Here is a 23,740-nt window from a genome sequence, read left to right on the forward strand (position 1 = left end):
CCAGTTGATGCGGTGTCTTGACCGCGGGGTTGATGGAAAGGATGTTGCCCGCGCCAGATCGTGCCGTCCTTGCAGGCGAGTTTCGGCTTGTATCGTTTCTTTTCTGACGCGGCCCGGTGTTCAGGCGGCGCCGCCGAACTGGCGCCAGCCGGCCACCACCCGCGTCACGATGGTGGCCAGGCACAGCACCGCAAACCCGTAGGCCCAGACGCTGAACAGCGCCGGCCACAGGCACATCAGGCTGAAGCACAGCAGCGTCTCGCTGGCTTCGGTCAAGCCGCCGAGGTAATAGAAGCCCTTGCGCGGATAGACCAGGCTCTTGAGCCCCTGGCGCTCGGCCAATACGGCGTAGGCCAGGAAACTGCTGCCGGTGCCGATGAAGGCGGCCAGCAACGTCGCCCCGGCCAGCGCGTTGGCCACCGGGTCGGCCCAGGCGAACGCCAGCGGCACCAGCGCGTAGAACAGGAAATCGAGCGTGATGTCGAGAAACGCACCGCGTGCGCTGGCCTCGCAGCGGTGACGGGCCAGCGCGCCGTCGAGCCCGTCGGCCAGCCGGCTGGCCAGGATCAGCGCCCAGCCGAGCAGCCAGGCCTGCAGGGCGATCGCGCCCGCCGCGGCCACGCCGAGCGCGAATCCGAACCACGTGACCGCGTCGGCATGCACACCGGCTCGCGCCAGCGCGGCCGCACCCCGCGCCAGCCACGGCGACAGCAGCGCGATGGCGCGCCGGTCAAACATCGTCGGCCATGTTGACGTCGGGCTCGACCGACAGGCCCGGCAGGCTGCGCTCGCGCAGCGCCTGCATCAGCCAGCGCTCGAAATCGAACGCTGCGCCCGCCGCATCGAGCGCCGCGGCCAGGTTGTCGCCGGCCAGCACGCGGCGCACAAACGTTGCGGTGGCAGGATCGACCGATCGCACCGCCACCTGCCAGCCGTCGCGCCAGACCCAGGCGGTGTCGAACAGCGCCGCCGGGTCGGTCCGAGCGGCGGCAGCCACGAAACCCTGTTGCACGGCGGCGAACCGATCGTCACGCCCGATCCGATCGGCGTCGTGATGCGCCAGCCAGATCGCGGTGATCGGATGGCGGCTGTCGACCAGCGACGCGCCGGGCGGCCGGCGCAGGTACAGGCGGGCCGGATCGGTGCCGGCCAGATCGCTCAGGCTGGCGGGATCGGACTCGGCGTCGGCCGCGTTTTCGGCGTCATGCACGGCAGCGTCGAGGCGAGCGACGTCGGCCAGATAGGGCTCGTCGGCCAGTTGTCGGCTCGCCGCGATGAAAGCCGCGAGGCCGTGGCCCCACTGCGCCAGATCGCCACGCTGCGCGGGCTCGGCATGCCAGAGATGACGTGCCAGCTGCGCAAACGAGTCCTCACCGAGCAAGGCCTGCACGGTCGGATAGCGCGCTGCCAGCGCCCGCTCGGCCGACGCCGCCGCGTTGGCGCTGTAGGCGAGGTAACCCCGTTCGAGGTCATGCCGGCTGCGCGACGGCAGGTGTGCCCAGCCGCGCAGGGCCGTGACCCCGTCGCCGTGCAGGGCGCGCAGCAGGCACTGCTGGCGCAGCAGTTCGTGTTGACGGGCGTCAGCCGCGTTCATGCGTGCACCGCCGTCAGCTCACGACGGGGCCGATGCACGGCGGCAGCGCACTCGCGGGCGAGCGCTGCTTCATCGAGCAGCACGTCGAGCGCGGGCAGGTCGGTGTCCCACTCGATCAGCACCGGCACATCCGGCAGGCGTGCGCGGGCGTGCGCAAAGGCTTGCCAGACCGGCGCGTGCACGCGGCTGCCGTGGTCGTCGATGACGATCTCGCCGCTGTCGCAGTAGCCGGCCAGATGCATTTCGCCGACGCTCGCGGCGTCGATGCGGTCGATCCAGTCGCAGGTCTGCACCACCGCGCCGGCCTCGTCGCAGCCGGCGTTGAGCGCGTTGACAACCAGGTTGTTGACGTCGAGCAGCAGGCCGCAGCCGCTGCGGCGGGTCAGCTGGTTGAAGAAGTCGGGTTCGGGCAGCAGATCGTCGGCCCAGCCGAGATAGGCCGACAGGTTCTCGACCAGGATCGGCCGGCGCAGGCGATCCTGCACCTGCTGCACGTTGTCGATCAGGATCTGCAGCGCCGCTTCGGTGCGGGCAATCGGCAGCAGGTCATTGGCATGCCAGACCGGCCCGCCGCGCCGGCCCGGCACGCGGGCGAACGAGGCGTGGTCCGACACCCGCACCGGCTCGATGCGCTGCACCAGCGCCGCCAGCCGGTCGAGGTGCCAGGCGTCCAGCCCCGCCGCGCTGCCCAGCGCCAGGCCGACACCGTGCAGGCTGACGGGATAGTGCGAGCGCGCCTGCGCCAGCACGCCGAGCGCCGCCCCGCCGTCGGCGAAGTAGTTCTCCGAATGCACTTCGACGAAACCGAGCGCGGGCTGGAGCAAAAGCAACTCGCGGGCATGCGGGTGGCGCAAGCCGATGCCGACCGATGGCGGCTCAGGCCGGGCGGACAGCGCGGACATGCCGGTGTTGGGCGGGACGTGCATGGTGTGCGGCGGGCGGCGAGGTACTTACTTCTTCATCGCCATCTTGGCTTCGTCGGCGCTCATGCCCTTCATCGACTTGCAGGTGCCCTTGGCCACGTACTTCCATTCGTCCGGGCTGACCTTCGTCGACTGGCCCGCACAGGAATGGCTGCCCGACAGGCTGGCGCAATCGTTCTGGCCGGCCTTGGCGATGCCGTAGCACTTTTCCTTGTTTTTGCCGCCGGACATGTCGTCGGCGGCTGCGGCATGGCCGACCAGGCCGAGGGCGAAAACAGCGGCGAAAGCGGAAGAAACAACGCGGGTCTGACTCATGGGACAACTCCTGGGTATCTGGGTATTGCGCATGCAAGCGCGGGAAACATGAATTGAATTGTCGATCAGCGATGCCGACGTCGACTCTGTCGCCGCAGGTGGTGAAGTCCTTACACTGCGGCGCAAACAGATTCGAGGATACGCATGACCGACCTGGCGTCGCAGTTGCAGGGCCTGCGTGAGCCGCTGATGCGCTACGCCCGCAAACAGTTGCGCAACGAGGCCTGGGCCGAGGATGCGGTGTCGGAGACGCTGCTCGCAGCACTCGAAAAGCCGCAGCAGTTTGCCGGCCAGAGCCAGCTCAAGACCTGGCTGGTGGGCATTCTCAAGCACAAGCTGGTCGACCAGATCCGCCGCCACGGCCGCGAGATCTCGGCCACGCCCGACGATGACCAGGACATCGACGACCTGCTGTTCAAGGCCGACGGCCACTGGCGCGAGGCGCCGCACGAATGGGGCAACCCCGAGGCCAGCCTCGGCCAGCGTCAGTTCATCGAGGTGCTCGACGCCTGCGTCGAACATCTGCCCGGCCAGCAAGGCCAGGTTTTCATGATGCGCGAGTGGCTCGAACTGGAGACGACGGAAATCTGTAATCAACTCGGCCTGAGCTCGACCAACCTGTTCGTGCTGCTGCATCGCGCCCGATTGCGGCTGCGTGACTGCCTGCAGTTGCGCTGGTTCAACCATCCGAACCCATCAAAGGCCCGAGCGTGAATCCCATGCGACTGAACCGCACATGCCGCGACGTGACCCGCCTGGTGCTCGAAGGCGAGGAGCGCCGCCTCGCCCCGGGCGAACGCCTGGTGGTGCGCATTCACATGCTGATCTGCAAGGCCTGCCCCACCTTCGAGCGCCAGGTCAAACTGATGCGCGGGGCGATGGGGCAGTGGCGGCAATACCGCGACGGCGAATAGCCCGTCAGGCCACGCACAGGCGCGCACGGGCCGCCTGGTATTCGCGCTGCCAGCGCGCCACCAGCTCGGCCGCGCCGACGATCTGCTCGATCGCGCCGATGCCCTGGCCGCAGCCCCAGATGTCCTTCCAGGCCTTCTTGGCGGTGTCGCCGCCGAAGTTCATCTTGCTGGGGTCGCTCTCGGGCAGGTTCTCGGGGTCCAGCCCGGAGGCTCGGATCGAGGCCTTCAGGTAGTTGCCGTGCACGCCGGTGAAGAGGTTGCTGTAGACGATGTCGTCGCTGTCGCTGTCGACGATGCACTGCTTGTAGTCGTCGCTGGCACGCGCTTCATGGGTGGCGATGAAGGCCGAGCCGATGTAGGCGAAATCCGCCCCCATCGCCTGCGCCGCCAGCACCGCACCGCCACTGGCGATCGAGCCCGACAGCGCCAGCGGGCCGTCGAACCACTGGCGGATTTCCTGGATCAGCGCGAACGGGCTCTTGACCCCCGCGTGCCCGCCCGCACCGGCCGCCACCGCGATCAGGCCGTCGGCGCCCTTCTCGATCGCCTTGTGCGCGAAGGCGTTGTTGATGATGTCGTGCATCACCACGCCGCCCCAGCCGTGCACCGCTTGGTTGACGTCGCTGCGCGCGCCCAGGCTGGTGATGACGATCGGCACCCGGTACTTGCCGCACAGCGCCAGGTCGTGTTCGAGCCGGTCGTTGCTCTTGTGCACGATCTGGTTGATCGCGAACGGCGCGGCCGGCGCCTCGGGATGGGCAGCGTCGTGGGCGGCGAGCGTCTCGGTGATCTCGGCCAGCCAGTCGTCGAGCTGCGAGGCCGGCCGGGCGTTGAGTGCCGGCATGGCGCCGATCACACCGGCCTTGCACTGCTCGATCACCAGCTTGGGGTTGCTGATGATGAACAGCGGCGCGCCGATCACCGGAAATCGCGCCTTGGCGAGAGCTGCGGGCAGGGCCATCAGAATGCCTCCAGCGCCAGGGCGCAGGCGGACTCGCCACCTTCGACGATGCTGTCGCGCAGGCCGGGCACCCGCGTCAGGATGTGGTCGGCATAGAAGCGCGCGGTGGCGATCTTGGCCTGCATGAAGGCGGTGTCCTCGCCCTCGTTGAGGCTGTCTTCGGCGGCCAGCAGCGCGCGGCCCATCTGCCAGCCGGCCATCAGGTTGCCGGCCAGCATCAAGTAGGGCACCGAGCCGGCGAAGACCGCGTTCGGGTCGGACTTGGTGCCAGCGACGACAAACGTGACCACGTCGAGGAACGCCAGTCGCGCGGCGCTCAGCCGCTTGGCAAAGGCTTGCGCGGCGGCGCTGTCGTGCGAGGCCAGCGCGATCTCGGTCAGCTCGATCTGCGCGGCGATCGCACGCGCGGTGCGGCCGCCATCGCGCGCGGTCTTGCGACCGACCAGGTCGTTGGCCTGGATCGCGGTGGTGCCCTCGTAGATCGTCAGGATCTTGGCATCACGGTAGAACTGCGCCGCGCCGGTCTCCTCGATGAAGCCCATGCCGCCATGCACCTGCACGCCCAGCGACGTGACCTCGAGACTCATCTCGGTGCTGAAGCCCTTGATCAGCGGCACCATGAATTCGTAGAAGGCCTGGTTCTGCTGCCGCGCCTCGGGGTCCGGGTGGGAGTGCGAGGCGTCGTAGGCAGCGGCGGACACCAGCGCGAGCGCGCGGCAACCTTCGGCATACGCGCGCATCGTGCTGAGCATGCGGCGCACGTCCGGGTGATGGATGATGGCCGCCGAACCCGCCACCGAGCCGTCGACCGGGCGCGACTGCACACGATCGCGCGCGTAGGCCACCGCCTTCTGGTACGCCATCTCGGCCACCGCGATGCCCTGCACGCCGACGGCGAAGCGCGCCGCGTTCATCATGATGAACATGTACTCGAGGCCGCGGTTCTCCTGGCCGATCAACTGGCCGACCGCGCCGCCGTGGTCGCCGAACTGCAGCACCGCGGTCGGGCTCGCCTTGATGCCGAGCTTGTGCTCGATGCTGACGCAGTGCACGTCGTTGCGCTCGCCCAGGCTGCCGTCGGCGTTCACCATGAACTTGGGCACGACGAACAGGCTGATGCCCTTGACACCCTCGGGCGCACCGACCACCCGCGCGAGCACGAGATGCACGATGTTCTCGGCCATGTCGTGTTCGCCGTAGGTGATGAAGATCTTGGTGCCGAAGATCTTGTACGTGCCGTCGGGCTGCGGCTCGGCGCGGGTGCGCACCGCGGCCAGATCGGAGCCGGCCTGCGGCTCGGTCAGGTTCATCGTGCCGGTCCAGCTGCCGTCGATCATCCTGGGCAGGTAGGTGGTGCGCTGGGCGTCGCTGCCGGCGGTCAGCAGGGCCTCGATCGCACCATCGGTCAGCAGCGGGCACAGCGCGAAGCTCAGGTTGGCGCTGTTGATCATCTCGATGCAGGCCGCGTGGATCAGCTTGGGCAAGCCCTGGCCGCCGAACTCGTCCGGGTGATGCAGGCCTTGCCAGCCGCCCTCGGCAAACGCACGGAAGGCTTCCTTGAAGCCGGCGGTGGTGGTCACCACACCGTCCTTGAACCAGCTCGGCGCGATATCGCCGGCGCGGTTGAGCGGCGCGATCACCTGCTCGTTGAGCTTGGCGCATTCTTCGAGCACGGCCACGGCGGTGTCGTAGCCGGCGTCTTCGAGGCCAGGCAAGGCGGTCAGCGCATCGATGCCGGCAAGCTCCTTGATGTCGAAAAGCAGGTCTTTGAGCGGGGCGCGGTAGGTCATTTTCAGTCTCCTTGAGTGTCTTCAGATGGAACAAGGGCGCCGCAACCGATGGTTGGGCGCCCTCTTTTCTCGGTGTTGTTCTGTCTGGCTGTCAGCGGCAGACGACGACGCAGCGCAGGATCAGAGCGCCTGGACCAGCTCCGGCACCGCCACGAACAGATCCGCCTCCAGCCCGTAGTCCGCCACGCTGAAGATCGGCGCCTCGGCGTCCTTGTTGATCGCCACGATCACCTTGCTGTCCTTCATGCCCGCCAGGTGCTGGATCGCGCCCGAGATACCGGCGGCGATGTAGAGCTGCGGTGCGACGATCTTGCCGGTCTGGCCGACCTGCCAGTCGTTCGGGGCGTAGCCCGCGTCGACGGCGGCACGGCTGGCACCGAGCGCGGCGCCGAGCTTGTCGGCCAGCGGTGTCAGCACCTCGTTGAACTTGTCGCTGCTGCCCATCGCGCGGCCGCCGCTGACGATGATCTTGGCGGCGGTCAGCTCGGGCCGGTCGCTCTTGGCGATCTCGCTGCCGATGAAGGCGCTCTTGCCGCTGTCGGCGACGGCCGCGATGGTTTCGATCGTTGCATTGCCGCCCAGGGCCGCGGCGTCGAAGCCGGTGGTGCGCACGGTGATGACCTGGGTCTTGTCGCTGCTCTGCACCGTGGCCACGGCGTTGCCGGCGTAGATCGGGCGCTCGTAGGTGTCGGCGCTGATCACCTGGGTGATCTCGCTGATCTGCGCCACGTCGAGCTTGGCCGCGACACGCGGGGCGACGTTCTTGCCGTGTGCCGTGGCGGCGAACAGGATGTGGCTGTAGCCGGCGGCGATCGAAATCACTTGCGCGGTGATGTTCTCGGCCAGCTGTTCACCGAGGCTCGCACCATCGGCGTGCAGCACCTTGGCGACACCGGCGATCTGGCTCGCAGCCTGTGCCGCGGCGGCGCAATCGGTACCCGCGACCAGCACGTGCACCTCGCCCAGTTGGGCAGCGGCCGTGACGGTGTTGAGCGTCGCACCTTTGAGAGTGCCGTGTTCGTGTTCGGCAATGACGAGGATGGTCATGTTCAGATCACCTTGGCTTCATTCTTCAGTTTGGCCACGAGGGTCGCGACATCGGGCACCTTGATGCCTGCGCCGCGCTTGGGCGGTTCAGACACTTTGAGCGTCTTCAGCCGTGGGCTCACGTCGACACCCAGATCGGCCGGCTTGATCGTCTCCAGCGGCTTCTTCTTGGCCTTCATGATGTTGGGCAGCGTGACGTAACGCGGCTCGTTCAGGCGCAGGTCGGTGGTGATGACCGCGGGCAGGCTCAGAGAAATCGTCTCCAGGCCACCGTCGATTTCACGCGTGACGCGGGCCCGGCCGTCGATGACGTCGACCTTCGATGCGAACGTGGCCTGCGGCAGATCGGCGAGCGCGGCGAGCATCTGGCCGGTCTGGTTGTTGTCGTCGTCGATGGCCTGCTTGCCGAGGAGGATCAGGCCCGGTTGTTCGCGGTCGACCAGCGCCTTGAGCAGCTTGGCCACCGCCAGCGGCTGCAGTTCTTCGGCGGTCTCGACCAGGATGGCCCGATCGGCGCCGATCGCCATCGCGGTGCGCAGCGTTTCCTGGCACTGCGCCGCGCCGCAGGACACGGCGATCACTTCAGTCAACACACCCTTCTCACGCAGACGCACCGCCTCTTCGATCGCGATCTCGTCGAACGGGTTCATGCTCATCTTGACGTTGGCGATGTCCACGCCCGTGCCGTCGCTCTTGACGCGAACCTTGACGTTGTAGTCGACCACCCGTTTGACGGGGACCAGTGCCTTCATGCGACGTTCTCCAGAGGACGAAAAATAGTGGGTCTCGGATTCTATGGGTCGGCAAGGGATCCAGGCCGAGCGCCGAATCATAAAAGCACGATCGTACTATTTCAATGACGATCTGTGCCCGGGTTCGCCGCAACCCTCGGAACGGCACTGATAGACTGCCTCGCCGATTCGCAGACCTGCCATCCGACCATGCCCACCTCACCTCTGCAGCATCGCGTGCGCATCGGGGTTTTCGACTCAGGACTTGGCGGGCTCTCGGTGTTGCGCGCAATCCACGAGTTGCTGCCCTCGGCCACGCTGATGTACGTCGCCGACTCGGGACATGCACCCTATGGCGAGCGGTCTGTGGCCTACGTCGAAGAACGATCTCTGCGCATTGCGGCATTCCTGCGGGATCAAGGCGCACAGGTACTGGTCGTGGCCTGCAACACAGCGACGGCCGCGGCGGTGCAGGCACTGCGGATGCACCATCGTGATTGGGCAATCGTCGGCGTCGAACCCGGCATCAAACCCGCAGCGGCCATGACGCGAAATGGACGAATCGGCGTCCTCGCCACCGAAGGCACCTTGCGCAGCGATCGATTCAAACTCCTGGCCCAAGCCCACGCGGCGCATGTCGAACTGTTTCTTCAAGCCTGCCCAGGCTTGGCGGCCGCCATCGAATCCGGGGCACTGACATCACCCGCAGTCACCGAACGCGTGCAGACCTGCTGCGCTCCACTGCGCGAGCATCAAGTCGACACCGTCGTGCTCGGGTGCACGCACTACCCGTTCGTGGCGAATCAGATCGCTGCGGCACTCGGCCCGGACGTCGTGCTGATCGACACGGCGGATGCTGTCGCGCGGCGCACCCTTGCGTTGAGCTTGGCACAGGCCGCGCCTGACGATGATCTCAATCAGGACGATCGACCCGTCACCCGCATGTGGACGACTGGGGACCGACTTCTGCTGGCCAACGTGGCCGAGCGGTGGTTGACGTTTCCGTGCACCGTCGACACCCTGCCGTGAATGGACTGCAACGGTTTCATCCGGAATCCAGGGCCGGATTCGCCACTGTGCTGGTGCCCAGGACGGGAATCGAACCCGTACGATCGTTTCCAATCGGCGGATTTTAAGTCCGCTGTGTCTACCAGTTCCACCACCCAGGCCACGGTGAATTATGTGCGTAACAGTCGCCTGTTCACGCCGGCAACAGTCACTGACAACAAAAAAGCCGTCGTTTCCGACGGCTTCTTGAATCTGGAGCGGGATAAGAGACTCGAACTCTCGACCTATACCTTGGCAAGGTATCGCTCTACCAACTGAGCTAATCCCGCATTCTCAAAAATCGAACAATCTGCAATCAGTGCTCAGCCTGACACACTGGAGGCGCGGAGTGGAGTCGAACCACCCTAAACGGATTTGCAATCCGCTGCATAACCGCTTTGCTACCGCGCCATGAGTTTCCAACCAACAAAAAAGGAAGCTATTTGAACTTCCTCTTCTGCGAACTGGAGCGGGATAAGAGACTCGAACTCTCGACCTATACCTTGGCAAGGTATCGCTCTACCAACTGAGCTAATCCCGCATTACCCTTGAAGCCAAAGCATCAACTTCAAGAGCCGCAACAAATGCAGAACGAAAGTATAGACCAAGCATCCTGACCTCGCAAGAGGCCAAGATGAAAATTCATCAATGCTTGGTCGCGTCAACGACGACCGGCGCGGCATCCGGCGTCTTCGGCGCTTCGACCTTCGCCTCCTCTTCCGGCAAAGGCTGAGGTTTGGACGTCAAGGCGATCTCGAGCACCTTGTCGATCCACTTGACCGGAATGATCTCAAGCTGACTTTTCACGTTCTCGGGAATCTCCTGGAGATCCTTGGCGTTTTCCTCGGGGATCAAGACCGTCTTGATGCCCCCGCGGTGAGCGGCCAGCAGTTTCTCCTTCAGTCCGCCGATTTCGGTGACTTCACCACGCAGGGTGATCTCACCCGTCATGGCGACGTCAGCGCGCACCGGAATGCCCGTCAACGCCGATACGAACGCGGTGGTCATCGCGGCTCCCGCACTCGGGCCGTCCTTGGGCGTTGCGCCATCGGGCACGTGGATGTGGATGTCGCGCTTCTCGAACATCTCGTCCTTGATGCCCAGGCGTGCTGCACGACTGCGGACCACGGTGCGTGCGGCTTCGACCGACTCCTTCATCACGTCACCGAGCGAGCCGGTGCGGATGATGGTGCCCTTGCCAGACATCACGGTCGCCTCGATGGTGAGCAGATCACCACCCACCTCGGTCCACGCCAGGCCATTGACCTGACCGACCTGGTTCTGCTTCTCGGCCTGGCCGAAGCTGTACTTGCGTACCCCGAGGTAATCGTTGAGATTTTCTGCCGTCACCTGCACGAGGCCCACGTACTTCTTGAGCGTCAACCCCTTGACCACCTTGCGGCAGATCTTGGAGATCTCTCGCTCGAGCGAACGCACGCCGGCTTCACGCGTGTAGTAGCGGATGATCGCCCTCACCGCGCTCTCGGTGACTTCGAGTTCGGTTTCGGCGACGCCGTTGTTCTTGAGCTGCTTGGGCAACAGGTAACGTTGGGCGATCGAAACCTTCTCGTCTTCGGTGTAGCCCGAAAGACGGATCACCTCCATGCGGTCGAGCAGCGCCGGCGGGATGTTCAGCGAATTGGAGGTCGCCACGAACATCACGTCGGACAGGTCGAAGTCGACCTCGACGTAGTGGTCGGCAAAGGTGTGGTTCTGCTCGGGGTCGAGCACTTCCAGCAGCGCCGACGACGGATCGCCCCTGAAATCCATGCCCAGCTTGTCGATCTCGTCGAGCAGGAACAGCGGGTTGCGCACGCCGACCTTGCTCAGGCTCTGCAGCACCTTGCCCGGCATCGAGCCGATGTAGGTGCGGCGGTGGCCACGGATCTCGGCCTCGTCACGCACACCACCGAGCGCCATGCGCACGAACTTGCGTCCGGTCGCACGCGCCACCGACTGACCGAGCGAGGTCTTGCCGACACCCGGAGGGCCGACCAGGCACAGGATCGGCGCCTTGACCTTGTCGACGCGCTGCTGCACCGCAAGGTATTCGAGGATGCGTTCCTTGACCTTGTCGAGACCGAAGTGGTCTTCGTTGAGCACGTTCTCGGCGTTGGGCAGATCGTGCTTGACCTTGCTCTTCTTGGCCCAGGGCAGGTTGATCAGCGTGTCGATGTAGTTGCGCACCACCGTCGCTTCGGCCGACATGGGCGACATCAGCTTGAGCTTCTTGAGCTCGTTCTCGGCTTTCTTGCGCGCTTCGCGGGACATCCGGGCCGCGATGATCTTCTTCTCGAGTTCATCGAGATCGGCGCCCTCTTCACCTTCGCCCAGTTCCTTCTGGATCGCCTTGACCTGCTCGTTGAGGTAGTACTCGCGCTGGCTCTTTTCCATCTGGCGCTTGACGCGACCACGGATGCGCTTTTCGACCTGCAGGATGTCGACCTCGTGCTCAAGCAGCTCCAGCAGCTTTTCCAGCCGACCGGAGATCGCCACCATGTCGAGGATGGCCTGCTTGCTCTCGAGCTTGAGCGGCAGATGGGCGGCGATGGTGTCGGCCAGACGGCCTGCATCGTCGATCCCGGCGATCGAGGTGAGGATCTCCGGCGGGATCTTCTTGTTCAGCTTGACGTACTGGTCAAACTGCTGCGTGACCGCGCGTCGCAGCGCCTCGATCTCGGGCGAGGCCTGATCGGGCAGCGGCACGGGCACCAGTTCGGCGGTGAAGAACTCGCCGCTGTCATCGATGCTGCGTGTGTTGGCGCGTTGCAGACCTTCGACCAGCACCTTCACGGTGCCGTCGGGCAGCTTGAGCATCTGCAAGATGCTCGAGACGCAACCGGTCTCGAACATGTCTTCCGGCTTGGGCTCGTCCTTGCCGGCAGCCTTCTGGGCCACCAGCATGATCTGCCGGCCGGCTTCCATCGCAGCTTCGAGCGCCTTGATCGACTTCGGGCGTCCCACGAAAAGCGGGATCACCATGTGCGGGAACACCACCACATCGCGCAACGGCAACAGTGGCAGGGTGATCGGATCCGCGGGGAGGATAGGGTGACCTGACATCAGAACCTCTCTTTCTGCGCTCCATGTGAGAGCACAGCCATGAAATGCAAGAGCGGCCGACGCGGCACCCGGAGGTGGGCGCCGGCTGCTGTCCGACCCTGCGGACAGGGCGACAAGATCAGGCGCTGGCCTTGGCCTGCTCGCGGTAGACGAGCAGGGGCATGGTGTTGTCTTCGATGGTGTTTTCGTCCACCACCACCTTGGCCACGCCGTCCATGGCGGGCAACTCGAACATGGTGTCCATCAAGGCCTGCTCGACGATCGAGCGCAAGCCACGCGCACCGGTCTTGCGCTTGAGCGCCTTCTGGGCGATCGCGGCCAGGCCGGACGGCCGGATCTCGAGCTCGACGCCGTCCATGCCGAACAGTCGCTGATACTGCTTGAGCAGCGCGTTCTTCGGCTCGGTCAGGATCTGCACGAGCGCGTCTTCGGTCAGCTCGCCAAGGGTGGCGATGACGGGCAGACGCCCGACCAGTTCAGGGATGATGCCGAACTTGATCAGGTCTTCGGGCTCGATCTGGCGGAACACTTCGGAGACGCTGCGCTCGGCCTTGCTCTTGACCGTCGCTCCGAAACCGATGCCCGATTTCTCGGAGCGGTTGGCGATGACCTTTTCCAGGCCGTCGAACGCGCCGCCGCAGATGAACAGGATGTTGGTCGTGTCGATCTGCAGGAAGTCCTGGTTCGGATGCTTGCGCCCGCCCTGCGGCGGCACGCTGGCCATCGTGCCTTCGACCAGCTTGAGCAGCGCCTGCTGCACGCCCTCGCCGGAGACATCGCGCGTGATCGACGGGTTGTCGGCCTTGCGGCTGATCTTGTCGATCTCGTCGATGTAGACGATGCCGCGCTGGGCCCGCTCGACCTCGTAGTTGCAGTTCTGCAGCAGCTTCTGGATGATGTTCTCGACGTCTTCGCCCACGTAACCGGCTTCGGTCAGCGTGGTGGCGTCGGCAATCACGAACGGCACGTTGAGCATGCGCGCGAGCGTCTGCGCCAGCAGCGTCTTGCCCGAGCCGGTGGGCCCGATCAGCAGGATGTTGCTCTTGGCCAGCTCGACCTCTTCGCCCTTGCCCTTGTCGGCCATGTGCTTGAGGCGCTTGTAGTGGTTGTAGACCGCCACTGACAGCGTGCGCTTGGCAGCGTCCTGACCGATCACGTACTGATCGAGCAGTGTCTTGATCTCGCTGGGCACCGGCAGATCGCTGCGGCTGGTCTTGCCACCCGCCTCCACCGCGGGCACTTCGTCGCGGATGATGTCGTTGCACAACTCGATGCATTCATCACAGATGAACACCGACGGGCCGGCGATCAGCTTCTTGACCTCGTGCTGGCTCTTTCCGCAGAACGAGCAGTACAAGATCTTTTCGCCGGAGGAGCCTTTTTTCTCGGGCATGGGATGCGGCCTAGGTGGAGTCGATTCGATGATAGAACTTACGGGCGCTTGCTGATGACCTGGTCGATCAGGCCGTAAGTCTGCGCCTCTTCGGAGGACATGAAGTAATCGCGCTCGGTGTCGTTCTGGATCTTTTCCAGCGACTGCCCCGTGCGCTCGGCCAGGATGCGGTTGAGTTGCTCGCGCGTCTTCAGGATCTCGCGGGCATGGATCTCGATGTCGGTGGCCTGACCCTGCGCGCCGCCCAGCGGCTGGTGGATCATGATCTTGCTGTTGGGCAGCGAGAAGCGCTTGCCCTTGGCGCCGGCCGCCAGCAGGAACGCGCCCATGCTGGCCGCCAGGCCCATGCACAGCGTCGACACCTGCGGCTTGATGAACTGCATCGTGTCGTAGATCGACATGCCGGCGCTGACGCTGCCGCCGGGCGAGTTGATGTAGAACGAGATGTCCTTGTCGGGATTCTCGCTTTCCAGAAACAGCAACTGCGCGACCACCAGATTGGCGCTCTGGTCGTTGACCGGTCCGACCAGGAAAATCACTCGCTCGCGCAGCAGGCGCGAGTAGATGTCGTAGGCGCGCTCGCCGCGGCCCGACTGTTCGATGACGATGGGCACCATGCCCAGGTTTTGAGTTTCGACTGCGCTCATTCTTGCTGGCCCTGAAAGCGATGCAAATCGCCGTGTGGAATCAATGGAAACGTACCGTCCCGATTATGAGGGCGGCGTGAAACCTGCGATGACGGTCGGAGACTCCCCAGATGTGACAAGGGGCGCCCTGGGCGCCCCTCGAATCCAGGAATGGCCGGCAGCCCTCTGGATCAGGCGCCCATCAGTTCGTCGAAAGGCAGCTGCTTGTCGACGACCTGAGCCTGGCCGAGAACGAAGTTGGCCACATTGGCCTCGATCACCACGGCTTCGACTTCGGACAGGCGCTGCTGGTCACCGAAGTACCAGCGCACGACCTCTTCGGGCTTCTCGTAGCTCTGCGCCATCTCGTCGATGTGGGCCTTGATCTGCTCCATCGTGGCCGACAGCGCGTTGGCACGCACCAGCTCGGCCATCGTCAGGCCCAGGCGCACGCGGCGCTCGGCTTGCGGCTGGAACATCTCGGTCGGGATCGGTGCCTTGTCGGCGTCGGCAATGCCGCGCTGCTTCAGATCGGCACGGGCGTTCTCGACCAGGCGAGCCATCTCGTTGTCGACCAGCGCCTTGGGCAGGTCGAAGGTGGCGACCTTCTCGAGGGCGGACATGACCGACTGCTTGTTGCGCGCGGCGACGCGGAACTTGACCTCGCGCTCGAGGTTCTTCTTGATGTCGGCACGCAGGCCGTCGACAGTCGCGTCGGCGATGCCCAGCGACTCGGCAAAGGCCGCGTCGACTTCAGGCAGATTCTGGGCTTCGATCCGGGTCAGCGTGACCAGGAAGTCGGCTTCCTTGCCGGCCACGTCAGCGCCGTGGTAATCGGCCGGGAAGGCCAGCGGGAAGGTCTTCGACTCGCCCGTCTTCATGCCGCGCACGGCCTTCTCGAAGGCTTCGAGCATGCGGCCCTCGCCCAGGATGAACTGGAAGGCCTCGGCCTTGCCGCCCTGGAAGGTTTCGCCGTCGATCTTGCCTTCGAAGTCGATCGTCACGCGGTCACCGTCGACCGCGTACTCGCCCTGCGGACGGTCGGCGAAGGTGCGACGCTGCTTGCGCAGGATGTCGAGCGTGCGGTCGATCGCGACGTCGGTGACTTCGGTCGTGACGCGCTCGACTTCCAGCGCCGACAGGTCGCCGATCGTCACTTCGGGATAGACCTCGAAGGTGGCGTCGAAACTGACCTGGCCGTCGGCCGAGCCGTCCTTCTCGGTGATGCGCGGCGTGCCGGCCACGCGCAGCTGCGCCTCGCCGGTGGCCGCTGCGAAGGCCTGACCGACCTTGTCGTTCATGACCTCGTACTGCACCGAATAGCCGTAGCGCTGGGCCACGACGCTCATCGGCACCTTGCCGGGGCGGAAGCCGTCGGCCTTGGTGGTGCGGGCCAGCTTCTTCAGGCGCGACTCGACCTCGTTCTTGAGTTCATCGGCCGACAGCGTCAGGGTGATGCGGCGCTCGAGCTTGTCGAGGGTCTCCACGGTAACAGCCATGTCTTGGTGCTCTTTCGGTTGCGTGATCGTTCGGTGTGCCTGGTGCGCGGGGCCGGACTCGAACCGGCACGCCCGTGAAGGCGTCAGGACCTAAACCTGGTGCGTCTACCAATTTCGCCACCCGCGCGGTGTCCTGGGGGTCGCCCGGCGTGAGCCGCTTGAGCCCTGCCCCTGCGCCCGACGGCGCGCAAAGCGGCAGGCGGGTCGGCGGCAAGGCGCCGGGGGTGGTTCTATCGAGCAACCCCTGGCGATCCGTGAACCCGATATTCTAGCCGGCTGCGACAGGGTGTTCGCGACGGACCCGAAACCATGCCGCATACATCGCCGGCAGCGCCAGCAGCGTGAGCGCCGTGGCGACGATCAGCCCGCCCATGATGGCCACCGCCATCGGCCCCCAGAACACGCTGCGCGACAGCGGGATCATCGCCAGCACCGCCGCCGCCGCCGTCAGCACGATCGGCCGGAAACGCCGCACCGCCGACTCCACCACCGCGTCCCAGGTCGGCACGCCACGGTTGCGGTCGGTCTCGATCTGGTCGATCAGGATCACCGAGTTGCGCATGATCATGCCCATCAGCGCGATCACGCCCAGCAGCGCCACGAAGCCGAACGGCCGGTTCAGCAGCAGCAGCGCCGCGGCCACGCCGGCGATGCCCATCGGGCCGGTCAGGAACACCAGCAACGAGCGCGAGAAGCTCTGCAACTGCAGCATCAGCAGCGTGAAGATGATGAAAAGCATGATCGGCACGCCCGCGGCGATCGAGCCCTGGCCCTTGGCGCTCTCCTCGACCGCGCCGGCGATCTGGATCGAATAACCCGGCGGCATGCGTTCGCGCAGTTTTTGCATTTCGGGCCAGAGCTGCTCGGTCACGGTCGGCCCCTGCACACCCTCGGCCACGTCGCCCTGCACGGTCACGGCGTACTGGCGGCCCTCGCGCCAGATCACGCCCGGCTCCCACTGGTAGCCGATCTGGGCGATCTGCGTCAGCGGCACCGCGCGGCCGCTGCCGGTGGGCACGTAGGCCGACGCCAGATCGGTGATCGCCGCACGCTCGTCCGGCGGCTGGCGCAGCACCACGTCGACCAGCTTGTCGCCCTCGCGGTACTGGCCGATGGTCGTGCCGTTGAGCAGCGTGCGCGTGGCCTGCGCGAGCGACTGGCTGGTGATGCCCAGCGCACGCGCCTTGGCCTGGTCGATGTCCAGGCGCAGCGCCTTGATCGACTCGTTCCAGTTGTCGTTGACACCGCGCATGCTCGGGTTGGTGCGCAGGATCTCCTTGGCCTGATCGGCCCAGTGGCGCACCTGCGCGACCTCCGGTCCGACCACCCGGAACTGCACCGGATACGGCACCGGCGGCCCGTTGGGCAGCAGCTTGACGCGCCCGCGCACCTCCGGGAACTCGCTCGCCAGCAGCGCCGGCAGGCGCTTGCGCAAGGCCTCGCGCTCGGCCAGGTTTTTCGGCAGCACGATCGACTGGCTGACGTTGCTCTGCGGAAAGATCTGGTCCAGCGGCAGATAGAACCGCGGCACGCCGGTGCCGACCCAGGTCGTGACACTCTCGACCCCGGCCTCCTGCTGCAAACGTGCGCCGAAGCGCTGCGCCAGCGCGTCGCTCTCCTCGATCGTCGAGCCTTCGGGCAGCCACAGGTCGACCAGGATCTCGTGCCGGCTCGAATCCGGGAAGAACTGCTGCTGGACCCGGCCCATGCCGGCCAGGCCGAGCACGAAGACGCCGATCGTCAGCCCGATCGTGATCCAGCGGTGCTGCACGCACCAGCCGACCAGGCGCCGGAAGCGGTTGTAGAACGGCGTGTCGAACAGGTCGTGCAACTCGCCGGCGTCGGCGTGCGGCTTGACCCGCAGGAAACGCGCGCCCAGGTACGGCACGAAATACACCGACACCACCCACGAGATCAGCAGCGCCGCCGACGTCACGGCAAAGATCGCGAAGGTGTACTCGCCCACCGTCGACTGCGCCAGGCCGATCGGCAGGAAACCCGCGGCGGTGATCAGCGTGCCGGTGAGCATCGGCATCGCGGTCGAGTCGTAGGCGTAGGTGGCGGCGTAGAGCTTGTCGTGGCCCTCTTCGAGTTTGCGCACCATCATCTCGACCGCGATGATGGCGTCGTCGACCAGCAGCCCGAGCGCGATGATCAGCGAGCCCAGCGAGATCTTGTGCAGCCCGACGCCCCAGTAGTACATCGTGACGAAGGTGATCGACAGCACCACCGGAATCGTGATGCCCACCACCATGCCGGGCCAGATGTCGATGCGCAGCGGTTTGGTGTGCAGCCCCAGGCTGATGAAGCTCACCGCCAGCACCACCGCCACCGCCTCGATCAGCACCTTGACGAACTCGCCCACCGAACGCGACACGGCGTCGGGCTGGTTCTGGATCTGGCTCAGCTCGATGCCGGCCGGCAGCTCGGCGCGGATCAGATCGGCACGCGCGCGCAGCTCCTTGCCCAGCGCGATGATGTCGCCGCCCTTGGCCATCGAGATGCCCAGCGCGATGACCTCGCGGCCCTGGTGGCGCACCTTGACCTCGGGCGGATCGGCATAACCGCGGCGCAGCGTGGCGATGTCACCGAGCTTCAGGTTGCTGGCCGCGCCGGTGGCGGGGTTGACCGCGCGCAGCGGCATGCGCGCGAGCTCTTCCACCGAGTTGAACTGGCCGCCCACCCGCAACTGCAGGTTCTGGCTGCCGGCGTTGAGCTGGCCGGCGCCCTCCACCGCGTTCTGCGCGCCGATCTGCGCGATCACCTGGTTCAGGTCCAGGCCCAGCTGCGCCAGCCGCTTGCCGGGGATCTCGATGAAGATCTTCTCGCTCTGCGCGCCGAACACCGCCACCTTGGCCACCGACGGCACCTGCAGCAACTGCGAGCGCACCCGGTCGGAGAACTCGCGCAGCTCCTCGGCCGAAAAACCATCGGCCGACAGCGCATAGATGGTGCCGAACACGTCGCCGAACTCGTCGTTGAAGAACGGCCCGATCACGCCCTGCGGCAGGCTTGAGCGCATGTCGCCGATCTTCTTGCGCACCTGGTACCAGACCTGCTCGACCTCGGCCGGCGGCGAGTTGTCCTTGATCTGGATGATCGTGACCGACTCGCCCGGCTTGGTGTAGCTGCGGATGATGTCCGGGTACGGCGCCTCCTGCAGCACCTTCTCGATCTTGTCGGTCACCTGCTCGGCCATCTGCTGCGCGGTCGCGCCCGGCCAGCGCGCCTGCACCACCATCGCCCGGAAGGTGAACGGCGGGTCCTCATCCTGGCCGAGCTGGAAGTAGGCGACGATGCCCAGCAGCGTCAGCACGATCAGCAGGTAGCGCGTCAGCGCCGGGTGCTCGAGCGCCCAGCGCGAGATGTTGAAGCCCGAACGGCGGGCGTTGTCGTGGCTGTGAACCTTCATGGCGTGACCTTGCAGCTAGACGAACGCCGGCTCAGCGCGACGCGGCCGAGGCCACCGGCACCACGGCTGGCGATGCCGCGGGAGCCACCGCAGGCCCATTGCCGCGCACCGGCTCGACATAACGCGTGACCTTCTGGCCCGGCGTCAGCACATGCACGCCGGCCACCACCACCTCCTGACCCGCGGCCAGCCCCTGCGCCACCAGCACCTGCGTACCCTCGGCGCCCGCCACCTCGATCGGCTGCTGGCGCACCGTCATCGTGGCCGCATCGAGCAGCCAGACCACGCTGCGGCCGCCCGCCTCGCTGACCGCCGCCAGCGGCAGGCGCTGCACGTCCTGGCGCGGCGCGCCTTGCAGGCGCACGGTGGCGGTCTGGCCCAGCCGCACCTCGGCACGGCCCAGATCGGCCTTGACCTGGAAGGTGCGCCCGACCGGATCGGCCGCGGCCGACACCTCGCGCACCGTCGCGGCCAGCGGCGCGCTGCCGGCGCTGCTGCCCCACAACTCCACCTGCAGCGCGCCGGCCTTGCCCAGCAACGCGCGCACCACCGCGATGCGGTCCTCGGGCACCTGGAACACCACGTCGCGCGGGCCGTCGTGCGCCAGCTTGAGCACCGGCGTGCCCGACGACAGCACCGCGCCCGGCTCGGCCTCGACCGCCGTGACCACCCCCGCCACGTCGGCCACCAGCCGGCTGTACTGCGCCTGGTTGCCCTGCACGCCGGCCTGCGCGCGGGCCTGCTCGAAGGTCGCCTGGGCCGCCTTCTGGGTCGACGCGCGCCGCTCCAGATCGGCGGCGCTGATGAAACCCTGCGCCTTCAATTCCTCGAAGCGCTTGAGGTCGGCCGTCGCCTGATCCAGATTGACCTGGGCGGCGCGCAGAGCGGCCTGCGCCGCCTCGGCGCCGAGTCCGAGATCGGTGACATCGAGCTGGCCCAGCAACTGCCCGCGCCGCACCGACTGGCCCAGCTCGACCGGCCGCGCCAGCAGCTTGCCGCCGACCCGGAAACTCAGCCGCGACTCGGTGCGCGCCTTCACCTCGGCCGCGTATTCGAGCGTGCCGACCGCCGTCTGGCCGTCGACCACCCGGGTGCGCACGGCCCGCACCGGCTCGGGTGCCGGCTCGGGTTTCGAGCAGGCGGCAAGCAGGACCACGACGAGCAGCGACGGCAGAAGAGCGAGGGAACGTGAGCGCATGAGGCACCAGACCATTGAGTTACTGACTGACCGGTCAGTAATGTACGAGCCCGATCCGAGCCTTGTCAAACGCCCGTCCATCCCGGCGCAGGGTCGGCCGACAGCGGGCGCGTCGTGATAATCGGCCATGCCTGTTGCCACCCTCGGTGCGGCGCCATGAGCGTCGACCACTACGAAAACTTCCCCGTCGCGTCGATCCTGTGCCCGCCGGCCCTGCGCCCGGCGGTGACCTCGATCTACTGGTACGCCCGCACGGCAGACGACCTGGCCGACGAGGGCGATGTGCCCGTCGAGCAGCGTCTGGCCGACCTGGCGCAATACCGCAGCGACCTGCACGCCGCCGCCGGCGACCGGCGCGGTTCGGGCCGCTGGGCCGGTGTCTTCACGCCACTGGCCGCCACGCTGGCGCAACACGCCCTGCCGCTGCAACTGCTGGAAGACCTGCTCGACGCCTTCGAGCTCGACCTGCACCAGCCCCGCCATGCCGACCGCGATTCGCTGCTGGCGTATTGCCGCTGCTCGGCCAACCCGATCGGCCGGCTGCTGCTGCACCTGTACGGCGTGCACGAGGCCGGCGCGCTGCGCCAGTCGGACGCCATCTGCACGGCGCTGCAGCTGATCAACTTCTGGCAGGACGTCAGCGTCGACCTGCCGCGCGGGCGGCTCTACCTGCCGCTGGCAGACTGCGAGCGCCACGGCCTGGACGCACAGGCCCTGCTCGCCAGCGCCAGCGCGCGCGCCGATGCGCGCCGGTGCGCCCCGCTGGTGGCCGAGCTCGCAGCCTGGACGCGCGCCATGATGACCGACGGCGCCGACCTGGTTCACCACCTGCCCGGCCGGCTCGGCTGGGAGCTGCGGCTGGTGGTGCAAGGCGGGCTGCGCATCCTCGACAAGGTCGAGGCGCTGCAAGGTGGCGTGTTCACGCAACGCCCGAAGCTGCACGCGTGGAACGGCCCGCGCCTGCTGTGGCGCGCCATCAACATGTGAACGCAGAGGCGGACTGCGCGGCTCGCAGGGCCGCGCGCCCGCAAGCCGGACGCAGGGCCGATGCATCGACAATCGCCGCCATGACGCCGCAAAACTATGTGCAGGAGAAAGCCGCTGGCAGCGGCTCGAGCTTCTATTACGCCTTCCTGTTCCTGCCGCCGCCACGGCGCGCCGCGATCACCGCGTTCTACGCCTTCTGCCGCGAGATCGACGATGTCGTCGACGAGGTCAGCGACCCCGGCGTGGCCGCCACCAAGCTCGCCTGGTGGCGCCAGGAAGTGGCCCGCGCCTTTGCCGGCACGCCGCAGCACCCGGCGATGCAGGCGCTGATGCCGCACGTGGCCGACTACGACATCCGCGCCGAACACCTGCTGGCCGTGATCGACGGCTGCGAGATGGACCTGCAGCAAAGCCGCTACCTCGACTACACCGGCCTGCAGCGCTACTGCCACCTGGTGGCCGGCGTGGTCGGCGAGGTGGCGTCGGGCATCTTCGGGCGCACCGAGGCGGCCACCGTCGGCTACGCGCACCAGCTCGGGCTGGCGTTCCAGCTCACCAACATCATCCGCGACGTCGGTGACGACGCACGGCGCGGGCGCATCTACCTGCCGGTCAACGAGCTCAAGCAGTTCGACGTCAAGGCGCAGGAGATCCTGAACCGCACGTACAACGAGCGCTTCACGGCACTGATGCGCTTCCAGGCCGAGCGCGCCCACCGCTGCTACGACGAGGCCCTGGCGCTGCTGCCCGAGTGCGACCGCGCCACCCAGAAACCCGGCCTGATGATGGCCAACATCTACCGCACGCTGCTGCGCGAGATCGAGGCCGGCGGCTTCCAGGTGCTGCACCAGCGCATCTCGCTGACGCCGGTGCGCAAGCTCTGGATCGCGATGCAGACCAACTGGCGTGGCCGCTGACGAACCCGTCCGGCGCCGCATCGCGGTGATCGGCGGCGGCTGGGCCGGCCTGGCCGCAGCGGCCGAAGCCACGGCGCGAGGCCATGAGGTCACGCTGTTCGAGATGGCACCACGGCTCGGCGGCCGGGCCCGCAGCCTGGCTGCAGCCGAGCCCGGCGCCACACCGCTCGACAACGGCCAGCACATCCTGATCGGCGCCTACACCGCCACGCTCGCGCTGATGCGCAGCGTCGGCGTCGACCCTGACGCCGTGCTGCTGCGCATGCCGCTGACCTTGGTCGATGCCGACGGCCGCGGCCTGCGGCTCGGCCGCGGCCCGGTGCCGATCGCCTTCACGCGCGCGGTCTGGGCGATGGCGCACTGGCGCTGGCGCGAGCGGCTGGCGCTGTCGAACGCGGCGCTGGGCTGGCTGCTGCGCGGCTTCCGTTGCGATCCGACGTGGACGGTCGCGCGACTGACCGCGACGCTGCCCGAGCGCGTGCGCCACGAGTTCGTCGACCCGCTGTGCGTCGCCGCCCTGAACACGCCTGCGGACGCGGCCAGCGCGACGGTCTTCCTGCGCGTGCTGCACGACGCGCTCTTCGCCGGCCCGGGATCGAGCGACCTGCTGGTACCACGCCGTCCGCTGGCGGAGCTGCTGCCCGAGCCGGCGCAAGCCTGGTTGATCGGGCACGGCGTGAAAGTCCACACCGCGCGGCGCGTGCAGCACCTGCAACGCTCGGCCGACGGCTGGACGGTCGATGGCGAGGCCTTCGACCGCGTCGTGCTGGCCTGCAGCGCCAGCGAGGCGGCGCGCCTGACCGCCGATGTCGCGCCGGCCTGGTCCGCGCTCGCCGCCGCCTTCGGCTACGAGCCGATCGTGACGGTCTACCTCCACGCCCCGGGCGCCCGGCTGGTCGCGCCGATGGTGGCGCTGGCCGAGGGGCCACAGGCGCCGGCGCAGTTCGCTTTCGACCACGGCGCGCTGGGCGCTGCGGCGGGCGTGTTCGCCTTGGTCGTCAGCGGGGCGGCGCCGTGGGTGGCGCGCGGGCTCGAGGCCACGTGTGCGGCGGCGCTGGCGCAGGCGCAGACGGTGCTGCGAGGGGTCGATGCCCGCGGGATCGCGGTGATGAAGGTCGTCGCCGAGAAGCGGGCGACGTTTCGGTGCGTGCCCGGGCTGGATCGGCCGGGTGCGTCCATCGCCGAGGGGCTGGTGGCGGCGGGGGACTATGTCGACGGGCCGTATCCGGCGACGCTGGAGGGTGCGGTGCGCAGCGGGGTGGCGGCGGCGGTGGGTGGGTTGGGCTGAATCCGGCTTCGAACTCGCATGCCACGGCCGGCGCG

At 67.0% G+C, this 23,740-nt stretch carries 20 protein-coding genes and 5 tRNA genes; 6 read left to right on the plus strand and 19 right to left on the minus strand.

Going from position 1 to position 23,740, the window contains the following annotated elements; all coding sequences use genetic code 11:
- Positions 1 to 120: 120 nt before the first annotated feature.
- Genes LCHO_RS12640 through LCHO_RS12655 form a run of 4 tightly spaced genes read right to left on the minus strand, consistent with a single transcriptional unit; the run spans position 121 to position 2,832 of the window.
- On the minus strand, positions 121 to 738 hold the full coding sequence (locus LCHO_RS12640) for a CDP-alcohol phosphatidyltransferase family protein (protein WP_012347552.1): 618 nt from the start codon (positions 736 to 738) through the stop codon (positions 121 to 123).
- Positions 731 to 1,594 (minus strand): HvfC/BufC family peptide modification chaperone, encoded by an 864-nt coding sequence (locus tag LCHO_RS22230; protein ID WP_012347553.1) that lies wholly within the window; start codon positions 1,592 to 1,594, stop codon positions 731 to 733. Before LCHO_RS22230 ends, LCHO_RS12640 begins: the two co-directional genes overlap by 8 nt.
- Positions 1,591 to 2,520 carry an MbnB/TglH/ChrH family RiPP precursor modification enzyme gene (locus tag LCHO_RS12650; RefSeq protein WP_012347554.1) on the minus strand — a complete coding sequence of 310 codons (930 nt, stop codon included), beginning with the start codon at positions 2,518 to 2,520 and terminating at the stop codon, positions 1,591 to 1,593. The genes LCHO_RS22230 and LCHO_RS12650 overlap by 4 nt, the downstream gene beginning before the upstream one ends.
- 24 nt (positions 2,521 to 2,544) lie before the next feature.
- Positions 2,545 to 2,832 carry a BufA1 family periplasmic bufferin-type metallophore gene (locus tag LCHO_RS12655; protein ID WP_012347555.1) on the minus strand — a complete coding sequence of 96 codons (288 nt, stop codon included), beginning with the start codon at positions 2,830 to 2,832 and terminating at the stop codon, positions 2,545 to 2,547.
- A gap of 144 nt (positions 2,833 to 2,976) precedes the next feature.
- Here LCHO_RS12655 and LCHO_RS12660 point away from each other — a divergent pair, with 144 nt between their 5' ends.
- Together LCHO_RS12660 and LCHO_RS12665 are read left to right on the plus strand one after the other, a co-directional pair.
- A complete protein-coding gene (locus LCHO_RS12660; protein WP_012347556.1) occupies positions 2,977 to 3,546 on the plus strand; it encodes a sigma-70 family RNA polymerase sigma factor in 570 nt (189 codons plus the stop codon).
- Between the two features lie 5 nt (positions 3,547 to 3,551).
- The gene (locus tag LCHO_RS12665; protein WP_012347557.1) at positions 3,552 to 3,746 is read left to right on the plus strand and encodes an anti-sigma factor family protein; all 195 of its coding nucleotides are present in this window, start codon (positions 3,552 to 3,554) and stop codon (positions 3,744 to 3,746) included.
- 4 nt (positions 3,747 to 3,750) lie between these two features.
- Here LCHO_RS12665 and LCHO_RS12670 read toward each other — a convergent pair whose 3' ends face one another.
- The 4 genes from LCHO_RS12670 to LCHO_RS12685 all read right to left on the minus strand — a co-directional run bounded on the left by LCHO_RS12670 (position 3,751) and on the right by LCHO_RS12685 (position 8,296).
- Positions 3,751 to 4,710, minus strand: coding sequence for an NAD(P)H-dependent flavin oxidoreductase (locus LCHO_RS12670; protein WP_420805706.1), 960 nt, complete (start codon positions 4,708 to 4,710; stop codon positions 3,751 to 3,753).
- A complete protein-coding gene (locus LCHO_RS12675) occupies positions 4,707 to 6,497 on the minus strand; it encodes an acyl-CoA dehydrogenase (protein WP_012347559.1) in 1,791 nt (596 codons plus the stop codon). The genes LCHO_RS12670 and LCHO_RS12675 overlap by 4 nt, the downstream gene beginning before the upstream one ends.
- A gap of 120 nt (positions 6,498 to 6,617) precedes the next feature.
- Positions 6,618 to 7,544 carry an electron transfer flavoprotein subunit alpha/FixB family protein gene (locus LCHO_RS12680; RefSeq protein ID WP_012347560.1) on the minus strand — a complete coding sequence of 309 codons (927 nt, stop codon included), beginning with the start codon at positions 7,542 to 7,544 and terminating at the stop codon, positions 6,618 to 6,620.
- 2 nt (positions 7,545 to 7,546) lie between these two features.
- Entirely contained in the window at positions 7,547 to 8,296 is a 750-nt protein-coding gene (locus LCHO_RS12685) for an electron transfer flavoprotein subunit beta/FixA family protein (RefSeq protein ID WP_012347561.1), read from the minus strand.
- Positions 8,297 to 8,485: 189 nt separating this feature from the next.
- Between LCHO_RS12685 and murI the strand changes: the two genes are divergently transcribed.
- Positions 8,486 to 9,304, plus strand: a complete 819-nt coding sequence (gene murI, locus LCHO_RS12690; RefSeq protein ID WP_012347562.1) for a glutamate racemase — start codon at positions 8,486 to 8,488, stop codon at positions 9,302 to 9,304.
- Positions 9,305 to 9,355: 51 nt separating this feature from the next.
- On the opposite strand, the gene LCHO_RS12695 is transcribed toward murI, so the two are convergent.
- The 11 genes from LCHO_RS12695 to LCHO_RS12745 form a co-directional block, all read right to left on the minus strand.
- A tRNA-Leu gene (locus LCHO_RS12695) sits at positions 9,356 to 9,444 on the minus strand.
- Between the two features lie 92 nt (positions 9,445 to 9,536).
- Positions 9,537 to 9,612, minus strand: a tRNA-Gly gene (locus tag LCHO_RS12700).
- A gap of 47 nt (positions 9,613 to 9,659) precedes the next feature.
- Positions 9,660 to 9,733 (minus strand) — tRNA-Cys (locus LCHO_RS12705).
- Between the two features lie 54 nt (positions 9,734 to 9,787).
- Positions 9,788 to 9,863 (minus strand) — tRNA-Gly (locus tag LCHO_RS12710).
- Positions 9,864 to 9,967: 104 nt separating this feature from the next.
- Entirely contained in the window at positions 9,968 to 12,385 is a 2,418-nt protein-coding gene (gene lon / locus LCHO_RS12715; protein ID WP_012347563.1) for an endopeptidase La, read from the minus strand.
- A gap of 118 nt (positions 12,386 to 12,503) precedes the next feature.
- Positions 12,504 to 13,778: an ATP-dependent Clp protease ATP-binding subunit ClpX gene (gene clpX / locus LCHO_RS12720; RefSeq protein WP_012347564.1), complete on the minus strand. Its 1,275-nt coding sequence runs from the start codon at positions 13,776 to 13,778 to the stop codon at positions 12,504 to 12,506.
- 38 nt (positions 13,779 to 13,816) lie between these two features.
- Positions 13,817 to 14,425, minus strand: a complete 609-nt coding sequence (gene clpP, locus LCHO_RS12725; protein WP_012347565.1) for an ATP-dependent Clp endopeptidase proteolytic subunit ClpP — start codon at positions 14,423 to 14,425, stop codon at positions 13,817 to 13,819.
- Between the two features lie 170 nt (positions 14,426 to 14,595).
- Entirely contained in the window at positions 14,596 to 15,903 is a 1,308-nt protein-coding gene (gene tig / locus LCHO_RS12730) for a trigger factor (protein WP_012347566.1), read from the minus strand.
- Positions 15,904 to 15,943: 40 nt separating this feature from the next.
- Positions 15,944 to 16,030 (minus strand) — tRNA-Leu (locus LCHO_RS12735).
- A gap of 141 nt (positions 16,031 to 16,171) precedes the next feature.
- Positions 16,172 to 19,315 carry an efflux RND transporter permease subunit gene (locus LCHO_RS12740; protein ID WP_012347567.1) on the minus strand — a complete coding sequence of 1,048 codons (3,144 nt, stop codon included), beginning with the start codon at positions 19,313 to 19,315 and terminating at the stop codon, positions 16,172 to 16,174.
- A 31-nt stretch (positions 19,316 to 19,346) separates the two neighbouring features.
- Positions 19,347 to 20,513: an efflux RND transporter periplasmic adaptor subunit gene (locus LCHO_RS12745; protein ID WP_050757500.1), complete on the minus strand. Its 1,167-nt coding sequence runs from the start codon at positions 20,511 to 20,513 to the stop codon at positions 19,347 to 19,349.
- 156 nt (positions 20,514 to 20,669) lie between these two features.
- Here LCHO_RS12745 and hpnC point away from each other — a divergent pair, with 156 nt between their 5' ends.
- The 3 genes from hpnC to hpnE all read left to right on the plus strand — a co-directional run bounded on the left by hpnC (position 20,670) and on the right by hpnE (position 23,705).
- Positions 20,670 to 21,500, plus strand: coding sequence for a squalene synthase HpnC (gene hpnC / locus LCHO_RS12750; RefSeq protein ID WP_012347569.1), 831 nt, complete (start codon positions 20,670 to 20,672; stop codon positions 21,498 to 21,500).
- A gap of 80 nt (positions 21,501 to 21,580) precedes the next feature.
- Entirely contained in the window at positions 21,581 to 22,417 is an 837-nt protein-coding gene (gene hpnD / locus LCHO_RS12755) for a presqualene diphosphate synthase HpnD (protein ID WP_012347570.1), read from the plus strand.
- On the plus strand, positions 22,407 to 23,705 hold the full coding sequence (gene hpnE, locus LCHO_RS12760) for a hydroxysqualene dehydroxylase HpnE (protein WP_012347571.1): 1,299 nt from the start codon (positions 22,407 to 22,409) through the stop codon (positions 23,703 to 23,705). Before hpnD ends, hpnE begins: the two co-directional genes overlap by 11 nt.
- The last annotated feature ends 35 nt before the right edge of the window (positions 23,706 to 23,740 follow it).

It is taken from the genome of Leptothrix cholodnii SP-6 (genome assembly GCF_000019785.1).
Lineage (GTDB): Bacteria > Pseudomonadota > Gammaproteobacteria > Burkholderiales > Burkholderiaceae_C > Sphaerotilus > Sphaerotilus cholodnii.

Bases quoted from the DNA above. Each gene is read 5' to 3' on its own strand.
- LCHO_RS12640 (WP_012347552.1), bottom strand. From the start codon at position 738: ATGTTTGACCGGCGCGCCATCGCGCTGCTGTCGCCGTGGCTGGCGCGG.
- LCHO_RS22230 (WP_012347553.1), bottom strand. From the start codon at position 1,594: ATGAACGCGGCTGACGCCCGTCAACACGAACTGCTGCGCCAGCAGTGC.
- LCHO_RS12650 (WP_012347554.1), bottom strand. From the start codon at position 2,520: ATGCACGTCCCGCCCAACACCGGCATGTCCGCGCTGTCCGCCCGGCCT.
- LCHO_RS12655 (WP_012347555.1), bottom strand. From the start codon at position 2,832: ATGAGTCAGACCCGCGTTGTTTCTTCCGCTTTCGCCGCTGTTTTCGCC.
- LCHO_RS12660 (WP_012347556.1), top strand. From the start codon at position 2,977: ATGACCGACCTGGCGTCGCAGTTGCAGGGCCTGCGTGAGCCGCTGATG.
- LCHO_RS12665 (WP_012347557.1), top strand. From the start codon at position 3,552: ATGCGACTGAACCGCACATGCCGCGACGTGACCCGCCTGGTGCTCGAA.
- LCHO_RS12675 (WP_012347559.1), bottom strand. From the start codon at position 6,497: ATGACCTACCGCGCCCCGCTCAAAGACCTGCTTTTCGACATCAAGGAG.
- LCHO_RS12680 (WP_012347560.1), bottom strand. From the start codon at position 7,544: ATGACCATCCTCGTCATTGCCGAACACGAACACGGCACTCTCAAAGGT.
- LCHO_RS12685 (WP_012347561.1), bottom strand. From the start codon at position 8,296: ATGAAGGCACTGGTCCCCGTCAAACGGGTGGTCGACTACAACGTCAAG.
- murI (WP_012347562.1), top strand. From the start codon at position 8,486: ATGCCCACCTCACCTCTGCAGCATCGCGTGCGCATCGGGGTTTTCGAC.
- lon (WP_012347563.1), bottom strand. From the start codon at position 12,385: ATGTCAGGTCACCCTATCCTCCCCGCGGATCCGATCACCCTGCCACTG.
- clpX (WP_012347564.1), bottom strand. From the start codon at position 13,778: ATGCCCGAGAAAAAAGGCTCCTCCGGCGAAAAGATCTTGTACTGCTCG.
- clpP (WP_012347565.1), bottom strand. From the start codon at position 14,425: ATGAGCGCAGTCGAAACTCAAAACCTGGGCATGGTGCCCATCGTCATC.
- tig (WP_012347566.1), bottom strand. From the start codon at position 15,903: ATGGCTGTTACCGTGGAGACCCTCGACAAGCTCGAGCGCCGCATCACC.
- LCHO_RS12740 (WP_012347567.1), bottom strand. From the start codon at position 19,315: ATGAAGGTTCACAGCCACGACAACGCCCGCCGTTCGGGCTTCAACATC.
- LCHO_RS12745 (WP_050757500.1), bottom strand. From the start codon at position 20,513: ATGCGCTCACGTTCCCTCGCTCTTCTGCCGTCGCTGCTCGTCGTGGTC.
- hpnC (WP_012347569.1), top strand. From the start codon at position 20,670: ATGAGCGTCGACCACTACGAAAACTTCCCCGTCGCGTCGATCCTGTGC.
- hpnD (WP_012347570.1), top strand. From the start codon at position 21,581: ATGACGCCGCAAAACTATGTGCAGGAGAAAGCCGCTGGCAGCGGCTCG.